The following is a 12,697-nucleotide window of genomic DNA, read 5'->3' as shown; positions in this document are numbered from 1 at the left end:
AGGATCGGCTGCCCGTCGCATCCCCGACTCGATTCATGAGGGCCACCATGTTCACCCACCTGCGCTCGCTCTTGCTGGCCGACCTGCGCCCGTCGCCGGGTGTGAGTGGCGAGCGGCGCGAGGAAAGCGGCGAGGGGGACACCGGAAGCGGTGAGTGGCGCGATGATCTCGGCCAGCAGCGAGATCACATCGGCGACGGGTGGGCCACGGCATCTGTGATCGGCGCGATACGTCAAGTGGTGCTCGCAACCGCCGCCGGGTGGCAGCTGGTGATGGCGGCCGCAACGCTGACGACACTCGGTGCCGACGGGATCGTGCTCGCGATCGCGCAGATCGTGCTCGCCGCGGTCGCACTGCTCTCGATGCGGCGTCGTATCCCGGGTGCGATCGTGCCGCTCGGCATGATGGCGCTCGCGCTCTGGGGGTATTTTGCGAGCGGCAACATCGACTCGACTTTGGCGTTCGCCGCCTGCTGGCAGATCAACTTTGCGAGCTGCATTGCCGCACTGACGATGCTGGGTCGGTCGGTATTCGTCGTGGTACTCGGATCTGCGGCGGTGATATCGTGCGCGATGGGCATCGGGCTGCCCGAGTGGGGCGTGCAATTTCCGATCGCGATCTCGGTGACGCAACTGTCGATCGTGGTCGCGATGCGGCTGGGGCTTCCCGCTCTGGTCGCGCTGTCGCGAGACGTCGATCTCGCCGCCGCGTCCGAGGAGCGAGCGGAGCAGCGTTTCGAGGTGACGCGGCACGCGAGTCAGACCATCGCCGAACAGTCGAGGGTGCTGCACGACACCGCCATCAATACGCTCGGCGCCATCGCGAATGGCACGGCCGGCCTGGTCGACCCCGCTCGGGTGCGCGAGCAGTGCGCGCGCGACGTACAGATGCTCGAGGCGCTGCGCGGGTCCGAGGCGACGCTCGGCACACTCGGCCTGCTCGACATCTTTGGGCTGCCCGGGCTGCCGATCGAACGCTCGGGTATCGTCGACGCTGAGCTCGTCGCCATCGAGCAGCGCTGCGGCGACCGCACGATCGGCGCGATCGTGGGGTGCGTGCGCGAGGCACTGACGAATGCGGCGAAGCACTCCGGTGCAGAGCTCGCGCGGGTGCGCATCACGACGGATGCGGAGGGCGATGCGCCGGCCAGCAGGCTCGTTGTCGAGGTGTGCGACAGCGGTCGGGGATTTGTAGGCGAATCGCTGCACGCTGGTGGTGACGACAGCGCGGCGGCGGTGACCGGCCCGGACGGTTCGCTCGAGCCGCGCACCGCCGTGCGCGGCATCGCGGGGTCGATCGTCGGCCGTGCGCATGATTCCGGGTTCGACGCACGCGTCGAGAGCGCACCGGGGCACGGCACATGCGTGCGGCTCGACGTGCCGATTCCTGCTGATTCCGACGCGGGTGACGGTGCGGGTTACGGTGCGGTGGAACCCCCGGTGGAGGCGGCGCCGGTCGCAGCGCTGTCGCGCCGGGCGGCGGGGTACTGGGGGCTCGGTGTCGCCGGGGTGAGTATCGTGTTGACGATCGGCGGAGGCACAAATGTGGGGTTCGCGCTGATACCTATGATCGCGCTGATGCTCGCGTGCTGGTGGGCGGCGCAGTACTTTGGATTCGATCGAGGCCCGGCGATGCGCGTGTCGCTGCTGATTGCCGCCGGAGTCGTGTTCGTGCTCTCGGCAGCGGCGACCGGCTTCGGCACAACCGCCCCGGTGCACTGGCAGGCGCTCGCCGCGACGGGGCCGACCGCGCTCTATCTTGCCTGTGCGCCGAGTCGGCAGGAGGCCGGTTGGGCGGCAGCGGCCGGCGTAGCCCTCGTGGTCATCGTTGCCTGCGCAGTGCTGCCCACGGATGCGGTCGCCGCGAAAATCACGGCGGTGGCCGGAGTGGTCGGCCTCGGCTTTTCGGTGGTCTGGTTCGCCTTTCAGACGCTTGTCGTGGCGCGGGCTGAAGCCGCAGCCCGCGCCCGTCGACGCGTCTTCGCCGCGGCACTGCGTCGCGAGAAAGAGCTCGCTGCGCAGGCCAGCTATCGGCGCTGGGTCTCGGCCGGGCTCGACGACGCGGTGGTGCTGCTCGAACAGCTCGCGGGCGGTCGCGACGCCGAGGCGGCTGAAACGCAGCTGGCCTGCGCCGACGAAGAGCGATACTTGCGGCAACTGCTCCAAGTCGGCCCAGAACTCGTACACCTGGGTGGTGGGCTGATGGCGGGGCTGCACCGTGCCAGGCGGCGGGGCGTCGATCTCGAGTTCCGCATGGGCGGGGCCGATGCCCCCGATGCCCCCACCGCCGACCGCATCGTGGACGCGTTGACCCAGGTCATTGCCGAGACGCCCGCGAGTGAGCGACTGGTCGCCACCCTGTTCCCGGTGCAGTCCGGGATGCAACTGACATTGCTCGGGCCCGCGCTCGCGACCGTCGCCGATGGCGTCGAGGCGCGTCTCGAGCGACTCGGTCCGCTCGACCTGCTCGAGCTGACATACACTGGCGAACAACGCCTCGGCGAACGCGGCGTGACCGATGAACGGTCGACCGAGTACCGAGGTGCACGATGAACACGCAAGCTCCCCAGAATGTCTGCCGAGTCGCACTCGTCGAAGACCACGTGTTGCAGCGTGCGCGCACTGAGGAGTTGCTCGCATCGCAGCCCGAGTTCGATGTCGTGTTCAGTGCGGCGTCGGCTCCAGAGTTCGTCGCGTGGGTGCGCGATGCGCCTCGTGAGCAGCGACCGCATCTGCTGGTGCTCGACCTCATGGTCGACCGTCAGCCCAGCGTCGATGTCGCGCTCGTCGAGCAGCTGCTCGCGGCCGGCCTCAAGATCGTCGTGCTGTCGGCGCTGGCGTCGCCTCCGTTGGTGCGCGGCATCGTGCGCGCCGGAGTCACCGGCATTGTGGGCAAGCGCGACTCCGAGAGCGACATTCTGGCCGCGATTCGCGCGGTGCTGCGCGGGGAAGAATGGATGACCACGGAGCTTGCGGGCATCATCGCCGGTGATCCTGAACGCCCAAAGCTGAGTCTGCAAGAGGAGCGCGCGCTGGTGCTCTACGCGTCGGGTCTGACCGTGGAGCAGGTGGCCGCGGCGATGAACATCGGCCGTGAGACGGCGAAGCAGTACCTCGATCGGGTGAAGCGCAAGTACTCCGACGCCGGGGTGCCGGTGCGCTCGAAGCTCGATTTGGGGCGCATCGCCTGGAGCGAGGGGTACATCGACCCCGCGTTCTGACGAGCGCGGGCCGAATTTGTCGGTCGCAGCTGCGCGTAGTCGGCGGTCGCGAGAGTAGATTCGCCTCATGGAAGACCTGGATGGCGACGGCCGCATCGAGAGTGCGAACCAGCGTGCCGACCGCAACTGGAACGAGATCTTGCAAGAGTTGCGCGTCGCGCAGACGGGAACGCAGATTCTCGGGGGCTTTCTGCTCGCGGTCGCGTTCCAACCCCGATTCCACGACCTCGATGCGGTGCAACTGGTGTGGTACCTGGTGCTGGTCGGGCTCGCAGGCATCGCCGCGGTGCTGGGTCTCGCTCCCGTGAGTCTGCATCGCACGTTCTTCGGGCGTGGGCGCAAGCCCGATATCGTGCGCCTCGGGGGCCGATTGCTGATCGCCGATCTCGTCGTGCTCGCCCTGCTCGCCGCCGGGGTCACCGGGCTCGTCTTCGACTTCGCGGTCGGCCGCATCGCCGGCATGATCGCGCTCGGTTTCGGCGTCGTGATCGTGCTCGGGCTGTGGATCGCGCTGCCGCGCGCCATCTTTCGTCGAGCGAGCGCCCCTGACCGACGAGGGCCTGGCGACGGCGACTAGCGCGCGTGGGTCAGTCGGGGGTATCGACGTTGATGTGCGGCAGATCGTCGCGGGGCGCGTCGGAGTGCGCGTGGGCGTCGCGCGCCCCATCGTCGGCCTGCTCAGCCGTTTCGAACGCATCGGCGCCCTCGTGCGAGTCGAGTTCGGCGCGGCGCTCGGCGCGGGGCTCGTTTGCGCGCTCGTGGTCTGCAGGCGTTGAGTTCGGGGCAGGCATCGACTCGTGGTCGCGGTCGTCGTCGTGGTCGAGCGGAGCAGTGTTCATGGGGATTCCTCCTTCGCGCGACACGATACGCGCCGCAGAACGCTCGCGCAGCGGGCTTGCCCGGGTGCGGGCGGGCTGTTAGGCGTGGCGATCCTGCTTCGGAATCAGCGGGTAGGCGACAATCGGGGCGATCGCGACGAGCGCGAAGACCCACGGGTACCCGAGCAGTGCGATCGCCGCGCCGAGGCCGGGCCCGACCGCTGACGAAGCGATGAACTGACCGGTGTTCTGAATGCCGAGCGCGCGCCCGGCCCACCCGCTGCCGGCGGCTTCAGCCACAGAGGTGTAGGCGAGCCCGTTGTCGGCGACACTCACCACGGTCGCGACGATGAGCACGCACCCGCCGATGATGACCCCTCCGGTGAAGTTGTGCCAGGCACCGATGACGGCGAGCGCGCCCATCACCGCGATGCCCGAGAGCGCGACCCAGCGCAGCACGAGCACGCGGTCGCCGACGCGGTCGCTGGTCGCTCCGACGACGATGCGCCCGACTGCGCCGATGAACTGCGCCGCGCCCATGAGTACGCCGGCTGCGGTCGCGCTCCAGCCGAGGCCGCTGATGAGCCACACCATGCCGAAGGTGGAGAGCGCGAACTGGGGCAGTACGAGCAGCACGGAGACGGCGTGAATGCGCACCAGGAAACTGCTGGTGCGGTACGGGTTGGTGCTCTCGGGTGCCGGATCGCCGGGTGCGCGGGGAGCCGCGACCGGTCGGGGCGGATTACGCACACCGATGGCGCACGCAACGGTAATGACGGCGAGCAGTGCGCCGATGAGTACGAAGACACCGCTGATTCCGGCGGCGGTGGCGAACGGGGGCACGACGAATGCGGCCGCCGCAGTGCCGAGCGGCTGCGACATCTGGCGAATGCCCATCGCCAGACCGCGCCGGTGCCGAGGAAACCAGCCGACGACCACGCGCCCGCTGGCGGCGTTCGTGCTGGCTCCGGCAGCGCCGCCGAGCACGAGGGCCAGAGCGAGCGGCACGAGGCCTGATGCGCTGGCTGCGAGAAATGCCGCGAGGGCGGTGAGGCCGAGACCTCCGGCGATGACCCAGCGTTCACCGAACCGATCGGCCGCGGCACCCCAGAGCACCGCGGTGAGCACCATGCCGGCCGTGGGTGCCGCGGCGAGCGTGCCGGCGGCGGCAAGTGGAATGCCCTGCTTAAGGTGCAGCATCGGAATGAGGTAGACGGGAGCGGTGATGAGCATGGTCGCGGCCGCCTGAGCGAGGAGCGCCAGAGCGAGCATCATCCATGATTTCGCGGGCACGCGAGTTGAGCGCGCCGCCGCGTCGGATGCTGCGGGCTGCGGGGCCGATGCCGTGAGGCTCATGCGAGCTCCTTCGTGAAGCGTATGGAACACCGTAATGGTATACCACTTCGGTATGGCACGATGGACGCATGACTGACGCCGTCGCCGACACGATCGCCGCAGGCAGCAGCGCCTACGCGGAGCTGCGCCGGTCGATCCTCGAATTCGACCTCATGCCGGGCGAGCGCCTCTCGGAGCGCGGGCTCGAGCAGGCGCTGCGCGCGTCGCGCACGCCGATCCGCGCCGCGCTCATGCGACTCGAGGTCGAGGGACTGACCCGTCGCGAGGGGCGCGGATGGATGGTCGCGCCGATCGACCTGTCGGAAGTGCGAGCGGTGATGGAGTACCGCGAGATCGTCGAAATCGGTGTCGTGCAGCGCGTCATCGAGCGCGCCACCGACGCCGAAATCGCTGAACTCGAACCCACGCTCATCACCGAGCACCACGCCGACGACCCGGCATCGTGGCTCGAGAGCGGCAGCGCCTTCCACCTCGCGCTCGCCGAGCTCACCGGCAACCTCTTCTTGACCGACGCCGTCGCGTCGACCCTCACGCGTCTCGCCCGGCCCCGCTGGCTGGTGGTGCGTACGCCCGAATCCCGCGCCCACGTGCGCGACGACCATCGCGCCATCTTCGACGCGGTGTCGGTGCGCGACGCCGACGCCGCGACCGCGCTCATTGCCGCGCACACGGCGGGCACGCGCGAGCGACTCGTCGGGTTTCTCGCCGACGAGCGCACCCGATTGCGAGGGCGCGGGTTCTCGATCGTCGAGAGCTGAGCTGAGCTGAGCTGAGCTGAGCTGAGCTGGCTGAGCTAGCTGGGTGAACCGAGATCAGCCGCCGATGCGCGACGGCGCCGCAGGATTCTCGCGATCGTCGAGGGTCGACACGGTTCCGTCGCGCCAGCGCAGGTACGTCGCATAGGGGTCGTCGGGCGGTGCAGCCGATTGCGCCTCGATGCGACGCCGCTGCTGCAGACCGAAGAATGCGGCAAGCCCGGCGAGTTTCAGCGATTGCGGGGGCGCGCCGGCCGTTGCCGGTGCTGCCAGCCCGGTCGGGATGCCGATGCGCGCACCGACTGATGCCCCCTCGTCCATGCGCGCATCCACACCGATCCTCATTCCCCCGCGGGCCACCCCGAGCGGAATGACCACGGCTTCAGCGTACGCAGGCGCGGGCACCGCGAGTATGGCCTTGACGAAGCGGCCCTGCAGCCCTATGGGTGTCAGGCGGTCTGCAGCCACCAGAGGATCAGGATCATCGTCACCAGCGCCCCGGACCCGTAGTTCAACCAGATAAAACGGCGCCACGCTCGGTTGGTGCGGCCGGAGTCGGCGTCGCTGGTGCGCCAGTACGGGGCGCAGTTCGCGAGGTACGGCAGCGCGATGATGGCGGCGAGCGGCCCGGGGAACGGTGTGAACAGCATGAGCACGCCCGCGAGCGCCCACAGCCCGAGGGCGAGGCGCACGGTGACGGCGGCGCCCAGCACCGTGGCGATGGAGCCGATGCCTGCCTCGCGATCCGGCACCACGTCTTGCACCGCACCGAAGGCGTGCGCCGCCATGCCCCAGCAGAAGAACGCCAGCAGCACGAGCCACAGCTGCGGGGTGAACTGCGCCCCCGCGATGCTGAGGCCGACGACGGCCGGGCTCACGAAGTGCGTGCTCGAGGTCGCGGAGTCAAGGAACGGACGCTCTTTGAAGCGCAGCACCGGCGCCGAGTACGCGATCACCGCGAAGGTGCTGACGGCGAGCGGCAGCCAGGCGGCCGGGCCGCCCGCTGCGGCGAGCACGATGAGAAACGGCGCGTTCGTGAGCAGTGCGAGCCACAGCATCGGGCGGTGGTACCGCGGGGCGAGCAGTGCGCCCTCGATGCCGCCCTTGCGGGGGTTGTTGATGTCAGACGCGTAGTCGAAGACATCGTTGATGCCGTACATCGCGAGGTTGTAGGGGATCAGGTAGTAAAACGCGCCGACGATGAGCACCCAATCGATCTCGCGGGTCGTGAGCAGCATCGCCGCGGCGAAGGGGTAGGCGGTGTTGATCCAGCTCACCGGGCGCGAGGCGTCGAACGCCTGTCGCAGCAGGTGCGCGTTCCAGCCGGAGGTCTCAGTCATCGGCATCGCGGCGCTCCTTGCGTGCGGTCAGGCGGAACCAGATGGCCGGAGCGAGCAGCGCGGTGGCGATCGGATAGCAGAAGTCTTCCACGGGAACGAGCCCGATGGTGGGCCCCAGCGTGTGTCCGTCGCCGTAAGTGAAGAGATCGGACGCGATCATCAGCGAGTCGAAGACGGCGGTCAGGATCGCGAGCGCCGCGGCCGCCAAACCGATGCCGGCCCAGAGACGTCGCGCGGCTGGTCGGTCGCGCCACGGGGTCAGCGCAAGAGCGACTGCGAGTGCGAGCAGCATAAACGGGATGCTGATGAGAGCGTACGTCACGCGTCACCGTATTTCTCGGGATCGCGGTCGCTGTCACCGTCGCTGCCGGGTGCCTGCGGCTCGTGGCGGCGACGTGCGCGACCACCTCGCACGTCGAGCAGGCGCAGCGCACCGGTGAACGCCACCATCGTGCACAGCACGAGGAACGCGAGGAACACCGGCTCTTCGATCGGCAGCTCGTGCGCGATGAGCAGCCCCGTCATGCCGCGGCTCTCCCCGAGTCGGAAGACGCCGCTCGCGATGCCCCAGAGATCCCACGCGAGCAAAAACCCGACGCCGAGCACCAGCACCAGCGCGGCCGCACGCCAGTCGCTCCAGAAGAACAGGCGAAACCGCCAGTCGAGCAGCAGCATGCACCCGATCGTGACGAGCAGGGAGCCGAGATAGAGCAACGCCATGGTCAGACCTGTTCCTCGACCGCGGCGCCATCGCGAGCCGCGGTCGCAGCCGACCGCCGGCTGGGCTCGGGCAGCGGCCCCGCCGAGTGGTCGCCGCGGAGATGCTTCAGCACGAGCTCCGCGCTGATGAGGCACATCGGAATGCCGACGCCCGGTGCAGTCGTCGCACCGGCGTAAAGCAGATTTGCGACCCGCTTCGAACGGTTCTGCGCACGGAACATCGCGCTCTGCCGCAGCACGTGCGCCGGACCGAGCATGCCCCCGCTCCACGAGTGGTAGTTGTCGACGAAATCGCGCGGCCCGATCGTCTGGCGCACGACGACGCGGTCGCCGAGATCGGGCACCCCGGCCCACGCCGCGATCTGCGCGATGGCGGCGTCAGCCGTTCGTTCGACGGCCTCATCACCGGCGCCGTCGGTCCCGCCGCCGCCGATGCCCGGATCGGCCGGCACGGGCACGAGCACGAAGAGGTTCTCATGACCCTCCGGCGCGACATCAGGGTCGGTTGCGCTCGGCTTGCACACGTAAATCGAGGCCGGGTCGGGAATGCGCGGTGCCGATCCGAAGATGTCGTCGAAATTGCGATCCCAGTCTCGGGTGAAGAAGAGCGAGTGGTGCGGCAGCTCGGGCAGGTCGCCCCGCACGCCGAGCAGCACCAGCACGGCGCCCGGGCCGCTCACCTGGCGCTGCCACCACCGTTCGGGGTAACTGCGCGCGGCCTCGGGCAGCAACTGCGTTTCGGTGTGGTGCAGGTCGGCGCCCGAGACGACGACGTCGGCGGGGAGGCGGTGCGCATCACCGTCGGCGTCGCGCCAGTGCACCGCGGTTGCGGTGTACGGGTGGGCGGATCCGCCGCGCGTCACCTCGATCTCGGTGACGTCGGCCCCCAGCACGATTTCGACCCCCGCCTTACGGGCGAGCACGGCGAGGCGCTCGACGAGGTGTGCGAACCCGCCCATCGGATAGCGCACGCCCTCATCGAGGTCGAGTGCGCTCATGAGGTGGTACATCGCCGGCGCGTCTTTCGGGTTCGTGCCGAGGAACACGGCGGGGTAGCCGAGAATCTGGCGCAGCACGGGGTGGGTGAAGCGCTGCGCGGCGAAGGATCGCAGCGACGTGCCGAGCAGCCGCGCGAGCCGGGGCAGCGCGCGTAGCACCGGTGGGGCGCCGAGCGTGCGCCAGCGCGTGAACGGGTTGTAGAGAAAGTAGCGCTCGGCCATCGCGGTGGTCTCGGTCGCCGAATCGAGGTAGGCGTCGAAGGCCGGCCCGCTCCCGGGTTCGAGCCGCTCGAACTCCGCGCGGGCGGCTGCTCGCCCGGCCGGGATCGTCACGGGCGGCGGGGTTGACGCCGGTGCTGCGGCCGGCGTTGCCGGCTCGCTGAAGACGCGGTAGCCCGGGTTGAGCACCCGCAGGTCGAGCTGTTCGGCGGTGCTCGTGCCGAGCATCGCGAAGAAGTGATCGAAGACGTCGGGCATGAGATACCACGAGGGGCCCGTGTCGAACCGGAACCCGTCGCGTGAGAACGAGCCCGCGCGACCGCCGACGCGCGAACCGCGCTCGAGCACGGTCACCGTGTGGCCTTCGCGGGCCAGCAGCGCAGCGGTCGCGAGGCCGGCGATGCCCGCACCGATCACCACAGTGCGGGTGCCGGCGCCGGTTTCGGTGCTCTGGTCGGTGTTGGGGCTTGGGCTGGCGCCGTCGGCGCGACGGCTCGCGGTGCTCATCGCGTTTCCACCGCGGTGCGCGCAATGGCGCGAGCGATGATCTCGGACTTCTGCCAGTCGGGAACGCGCACTCGGCGGGCGTAGAGTTCGTCGATCGACGTTCGGGCGATCCGGCGACTCAGGCACGCGAAGAGATCGAGCGCGCACCTCACTGCCGTGCGTGCGTCTTTCGGCAGGAGCGGCAGCACGGCGCGGGCGTCGGCGAGCTCGGCGTCGATGCGACGCAGCCAATCGACGCGGTCGGCATCGGTGAGCCGATCGCCCGAGCCGAGGTAGTTGCGCCCAAGCCGCTCGGTGTCGTCGGCGAGGTCGCGCAAGAAGTTGACGTTCTGAAATGCGGCCCCGAGGCTACGCGCTCCGCGTTCGAGCCGGTGCTGCTGCAGTGCGTCGAGCTGCTGCTCGCGCGTGAACACCCGCAGGCACATGAGGCCGACGACCTCCGCTGATCCGTAGACGTAGGTGCCGTGCTGCTCGGCGTCGAAGCCGCGCACGCGGTGCGGGGGATCCTCTGATGCGCTCGCCGCAGGGTGCTCGGCGGAGTTCGCGCCGGGGTGCTCGTTCGCGGGGGTGACCGGCACCTGCAAGTCGGCGCGCATCGACGCGAAGAAGGGGGCGGTGAGCGACGCGTCGATGCGGGCGGCCCGAGCCGTCTGGGCGAACGCGTGCACGATGAGATCGCTCGAGTAGCCGGTTGCGACGGCGCGGCCGACCTCGTCTTCCAAGCGATCGAGCGCATCGCGCTGCGCATCGGCGCTCAGGCCGGCTCCGTCGGTGACGCCATCGACCAATTCATCGGCGACGCGCACGAGCGCATAGATGTTGCGTACGTGCGCGCGGTGGCGCGCGCCCAGCAGCCGCGTCGCCGCCCCGAACGAGGTCGAATAGCTGCGAATCACGACCGCCGACGCGCGCATTGCCGAGCGCGAGTAGCGATCGAGGGGGCTCTGCGGCTTCATGCGCGCCGGCCCTCGAGTCGGTCGGCGAGGGCGAGCAGGCTGCGTCGCGCCGCGTCGGGCACGCCGTTCGCCTGATCCGCGAGCGTCTCGTGCAGCGCACGCGTCTGATCGTCGATCAGTCGCTGCACGAACTGCTCGGCGCCGCACTCGCGCAGCAATTCCTGCAGACGCAGGCCGGCGGCGCGCTCGAGCTGCCCGGTGCCGAACGCGGGCTCGATCTCGGGCCAAGCGGTCGTCATACGTGCGGCCGCGATGACCGCAGTCTCTTTGCCTTCGCGCAGATCTGAGAACGCGTCTTTGCCGTGCTCGGCAGGATCACCGAAGGTCGAGAGCAGGTCGTCTTGCAGTTGAAACGCGAGCCCCAGGTGCGCGCCGGCCGCGCTGAGTGCGGCGTGGGTCGTGGGCGAGGTCACTCCGGTGAGAATTGCCGCCGCGCGCAACGGCAACTCGAACGTGTACGTCGCGGTCTTCAGTCGGCACATCTCGAGCACCGTTGCGGTGTCGGCGATGATCGTGCGGTCTTCGAGCCCGATGTCGAGTTGTTCACCCACGACGGATTCAGTGATTGCGTGCGCGAGCAGATCGAGTAACTGCGTGCGCGCCTCGATCGCGACGTCGACGCGCGCGAAAATCTGGTGCACCTCGGCGAGCAGCAGATCGCCCATCAGAATGCCGCAACTGCGGGCCCAGTGCAGGCGCTGCGCATCGGTGGTCGCGAGAGGGGAAGCGGCGAGGTGCGCGGGGGAGTCTGCTGCCAGTACGCCGATGAGGTTGGGGGTGCCCCGGCGGGTGAGATCGCCGTCGAAGACGTCGTCGTGCAGCAGGAACGACGTGTGCAGCAGCTCGATCGCCGCGGCGATATCGATTGCGGCGTCGGGGTCGGCAGGGGAGCCTTCGGGGCTTGACCCCAATGCCTCCGCGATGTCGAGCATGAGTCGCGGGCGGATGCGTTTGCCGCCGGCGGTGCGCTCGCCACAGATCTTCCACAGTCGCGCGTAAGCCGGGTGGTAGGCCTCGGCTTCGCGCACGCGGGTGGCGAAGAAATCGTCGAGGCGGGCGTGCACCCGGTCGAGATCGGTGGGGGGATCGGGGGCGGTGAGTACCGCGCGCACCTCTCGTTGCCTGACCACGTCGTCCCCCGCTCGTGTAGGAATTTTGATTACTCACTTAGCGAGTGATCAACTTCAGGATAATATTCTCCTGTGACGAAAGACAAGCGGGTTGATGCGGAGCGCGGCACCGAGGGGAGCCCGGCCGCGCTCTACCGTGTCGACCACACCGATCCGAGGTCTGAGCTCGTCGACAGCGCCGGGCTCGCACCCCGCGATTTTGAAGAGATCGCGCATCTCATGGACGCGCTGCGCCAGTTGCGCGATGCTGAAGAGCGCCTCTCGGAGGCCTCGCTCAAGTACATGAAGCTGAGCAGCGTCGACATGCGCGCGCTGCACTTTCTCATCGTCGCCGGCAACACCGATGTGCTCCCTACGCCGGGCGCGATCGCCGCGCACCTCGGCATCTCGAGCGCCTCGACGACGAAACTGCTCGACCGTCTCGAGCGCGGCGGGCACATTTCGCGAGAGCGGCATCCCGAGGATCGCCGAGCGCTCGTGATCCGCATCACCCCCGACACCCACGACGCTGCCAAGCGCACCGTCGGCCAGCAGCAGGCGAACCGCTTCAATGCGGCGGCACGACTCACGTCAGAGGAACGCGCGGTTGTTGAGCACTTCTTGCGCGACATGACCCGAGAGATCGACATCAGCGGCGTCGAATGGGCCGAGGCGGCCGAGGCCGAGCGCGCCTAATAC

At 69.1% G+C, this 12,697-nt stretch carries 14 protein-coding genes; 5 read left to right on the top strand and 9 right to left on the bottom strand.

Annotation, left to right across the window (positions count from 1 at the left end; translation table 11 throughout):
- The first annotated feature begins 35 nt into the window (after positions 1-35).
- The 3 genes from AMS67_RS10855 to AMS67_RS10845 all read left to right on the top strand — a co-directional run bounded on the left by AMS67_RS10855 (position 36) and on the right by AMS67_RS10845 (position 3,797).
- The gene (locus tag AMS67_RS10855) at positions 36-2,552 is read left to right on the top strand and encodes a sensor histidine kinase (protein WP_082305461.1); all 2,517 of its coding nucleotides are present in this window, start codon (positions 36-38) and stop codon (positions 2,550-2,552) included.
- A complete protein-coding gene (locus AMS67_RS10850; protein WP_053387360.1) occupies positions 2,549-3,220 on the top strand; it encodes a response regulator transcription factor in 672 nt (223 codons plus the stop codon). The genes AMS67_RS10855 and AMS67_RS10850 overlap by 4 nt, the downstream gene beginning before the upstream one ends.
- 67 nt (positions 3,221-3,287) lie before the next feature.
- Entirely contained in the window at positions 3,288-3,797 is a 510-nt protein-coding gene (locus tag AMS67_RS10845; protein ID WP_053387359.1) for a DUF6328 family protein, read from the top strand.
- A 10-nt stretch (positions 3,798-3,807) separates the two neighbouring features.
- On the opposite strand, the gene AMS67_RS10840 is transcribed toward AMS67_RS10845, so the two are convergent.
- Positions 3,808-4,059: a hypothetical protein gene (locus AMS67_RS10840; RefSeq protein ID WP_053387358.1), complete on the bottom strand. Its 252-nt coding sequence runs from the start codon at positions 4,057-4,059 to the stop codon at positions 3,808-3,810.
- A 78-nt stretch (positions 4,060-4,137) separates the two neighbouring features.
- The gene (locus tag AMS67_RS10835; RefSeq protein ID WP_053387357.1) at positions 4,138-5,394 is read right to left on the bottom strand and encodes an MFS transporter; all 1,257 of its coding nucleotides are present in this window, start codon (positions 5,392-5,394) and stop codon (positions 4,138-4,140) included.
- 68 nt (positions 5,395-5,462) lie between these two features.
- On the opposite strand from AMS67_RS10835, the gene AMS67_RS10830 reads away from it, so the two are divergent.
- Complete coding sequence (locus tag AMS67_RS10830) at positions 5,463-6,152, top strand: GntR family transcriptional regulator (protein WP_053387356.1); 690 nt, start codon at positions 5,463-5,465, stop codon at positions 6,150-6,152.
- Positions 6,153-6,206: 54 nt separating this feature from the next.
- Here AMS67_RS10830 and AMS67_RS10825 read toward each other — a convergent pair whose 3' ends face one another.
- The 7 genes from AMS67_RS10825 to AMS67_RS10795 are packed head-to-tail and all read right to left on the bottom strand — an operon-like array spanning position 6,207 to position 12,019.
- Positions 6,207-6,617 carry a hypothetical protein gene (locus AMS67_RS10825; RefSeq protein ID WP_156316619.1) on the bottom strand — a complete coding sequence of 137 codons (411 nt, stop codon included), beginning with the start codon at positions 6,615-6,617 and terminating at the stop codon, positions 6,207-6,209.
- Entirely contained in the window at positions 6,599-7,489 is an 891-nt protein-coding gene (locus AMS67_RS10820; RefSeq protein WP_241488052.1) for a prenyltransferase, read from the bottom strand. The genes AMS67_RS10825 and AMS67_RS10820 overlap by 19 nt, the downstream gene beginning before the upstream one ends.
- Complete coding sequence (locus AMS67_RS10815; RefSeq protein ID WP_053387485.1) at positions 7,482-7,811, bottom strand: lycopene cyclase domain-containing protein; 330 nt, start codon at positions 7,809-7,811, stop codon at positions 7,482-7,484. The genes AMS67_RS10820 and AMS67_RS10815 overlap by 8 nt, the downstream gene beginning before the upstream one ends.
- Complete coding sequence (locus tag AMS67_RS10810; RefSeq protein WP_053387353.1) at positions 7,808-8,209, bottom strand: lycopene cyclase domain-containing protein; 402 nt, start codon at positions 8,207-8,209, stop codon at positions 7,808-7,810. The genes AMS67_RS10815 and AMS67_RS10810 overlap by 4 nt, the downstream gene beginning before the upstream one ends.
- A 2-nt stretch (positions 8,210-8,211) precedes the next feature.
- Positions 8,212-9,933, bottom strand: coding sequence for a phytoene desaturase family protein (crtI, locus tag AMS67_RS10805; RefSeq protein ID WP_082305460.1), 1,722 nt, complete (start codon positions 9,931-9,933; stop codon positions 8,212-8,214).
- Positions 9,930-10,889: a phytoene/squalene synthase family protein gene (locus tag AMS67_RS10800; RefSeq protein ID WP_053387352.1), complete on the bottom strand. Its 960-nt coding sequence runs from the start codon at positions 10,887-10,889 to the stop codon at positions 9,930-9,932. Before AMS67_RS10800 ends, crtI begins: the two co-directional genes overlap by 4 nt.
- Entirely contained in the window at positions 10,886-12,019 is a 1,134-nt protein-coding gene (locus AMS67_RS10795) for a polyprenyl synthetase family protein (protein WP_053387351.1), read from the bottom strand. The genes AMS67_RS10800 and AMS67_RS10795 overlap by 4 nt, the downstream gene beginning before the upstream one ends.
- Before the next feature lie 72 nt (positions 12,020-12,091).
- Between AMS67_RS10795 and AMS67_RS10790 the strand changes: the two genes are divergently transcribed.
- Positions 12,092-12,694 carry a MarR family winged helix-turn-helix transcriptional regulator gene (locus tag AMS67_RS10790; RefSeq protein ID WP_053387350.1) on the top strand — a complete coding sequence of 201 codons (603 nt, stop codon included), beginning with the start codon at positions 12,092-12,094 and terminating at the stop codon, positions 12,692-12,694.
- The last annotated feature ends 3 nt before the right edge of the window (positions 12,695-12,697 follow it).

The organism is Leucobacter japonicus, from assembly GCF_001273855.1.
GTDB classification, from domain to species: domain Bacteria; phylum Actinomycetota; class Actinomycetes; order Actinomycetales; family Microbacteriaceae; genus Leucobacter; species Leucobacter japonicus.
This window is presented reverse-complemented; position numbering and strand designations above follow the sequence as displayed.

Excerpts from the sequence above, each read along its gene's own strand:
- AMS67_RS10855 (WP_082305461.1), top strand. The coding sequence starts at position 36 with ATGAGGGCCACCATGTTCACCCACCTGCGCTCGCTCTTGCTGGCCGAC.
- AMS67_RS10850 (WP_053387360.1), top strand. The coding sequence starts at position 2,549 with ATGAACACGCAAGCTCCCCAGAATGTCTGCCGAGTCGCACTCGTCGAA.
- AMS67_RS10845 (WP_053387359.1), top strand. The coding sequence starts at position 3,288 with ATGGAAGACCTGGATGGCGACGGCCGCATCGAGAGTGCGAACCAGCGT.
- AMS67_RS10840 (WP_053387358.1), bottom strand. The coding sequence starts at position 4,059 with ATGAACACTGCTCCGCTCGACCACGACGACGACCGCGACCACGAGTCG.
- AMS67_RS10835 (WP_053387357.1), bottom strand. The coding sequence starts at position 5,394 with ATGAGCCTCACGGCATCGGCCCCGCAGCCCGCAGCATCCGACGCGGCG.
- AMS67_RS10830 (WP_053387356.1), top strand. The coding sequence starts at position 5,463 with ATGACTGACGCCGTCGCCGACACGATCGCCGCAGGCAGCAGCGCCTAC.
- AMS67_RS10820 (WP_241488052.1), bottom strand. The coding sequence starts at position 7,489 with ATGACTGAGACCTCCGGCTGGAACGCGCACCTGCTGCGACAGGCGTTC.
- AMS67_RS10810 (WP_053387353.1), bottom strand. The coding sequence starts at position 8,209 with ATGGCGTTGCTCTATCTCGGCTCCCTGCTCGTCACGATCGGGTGCATG.
- crtI (WP_082305460.1), bottom strand. The coding sequence starts at position 9,933 with ATGAGCACCGCGAGCCGTCGCGCCGACGGCGCCAGCCCAAGCCCCAAC.
- AMS67_RS10800 (WP_053387352.1), bottom strand. The coding sequence starts at position 10,889 with ATGAAGCCGCAGAGCCCCCTCGATCGCTACTCGCGCTCGGCAATGCGC.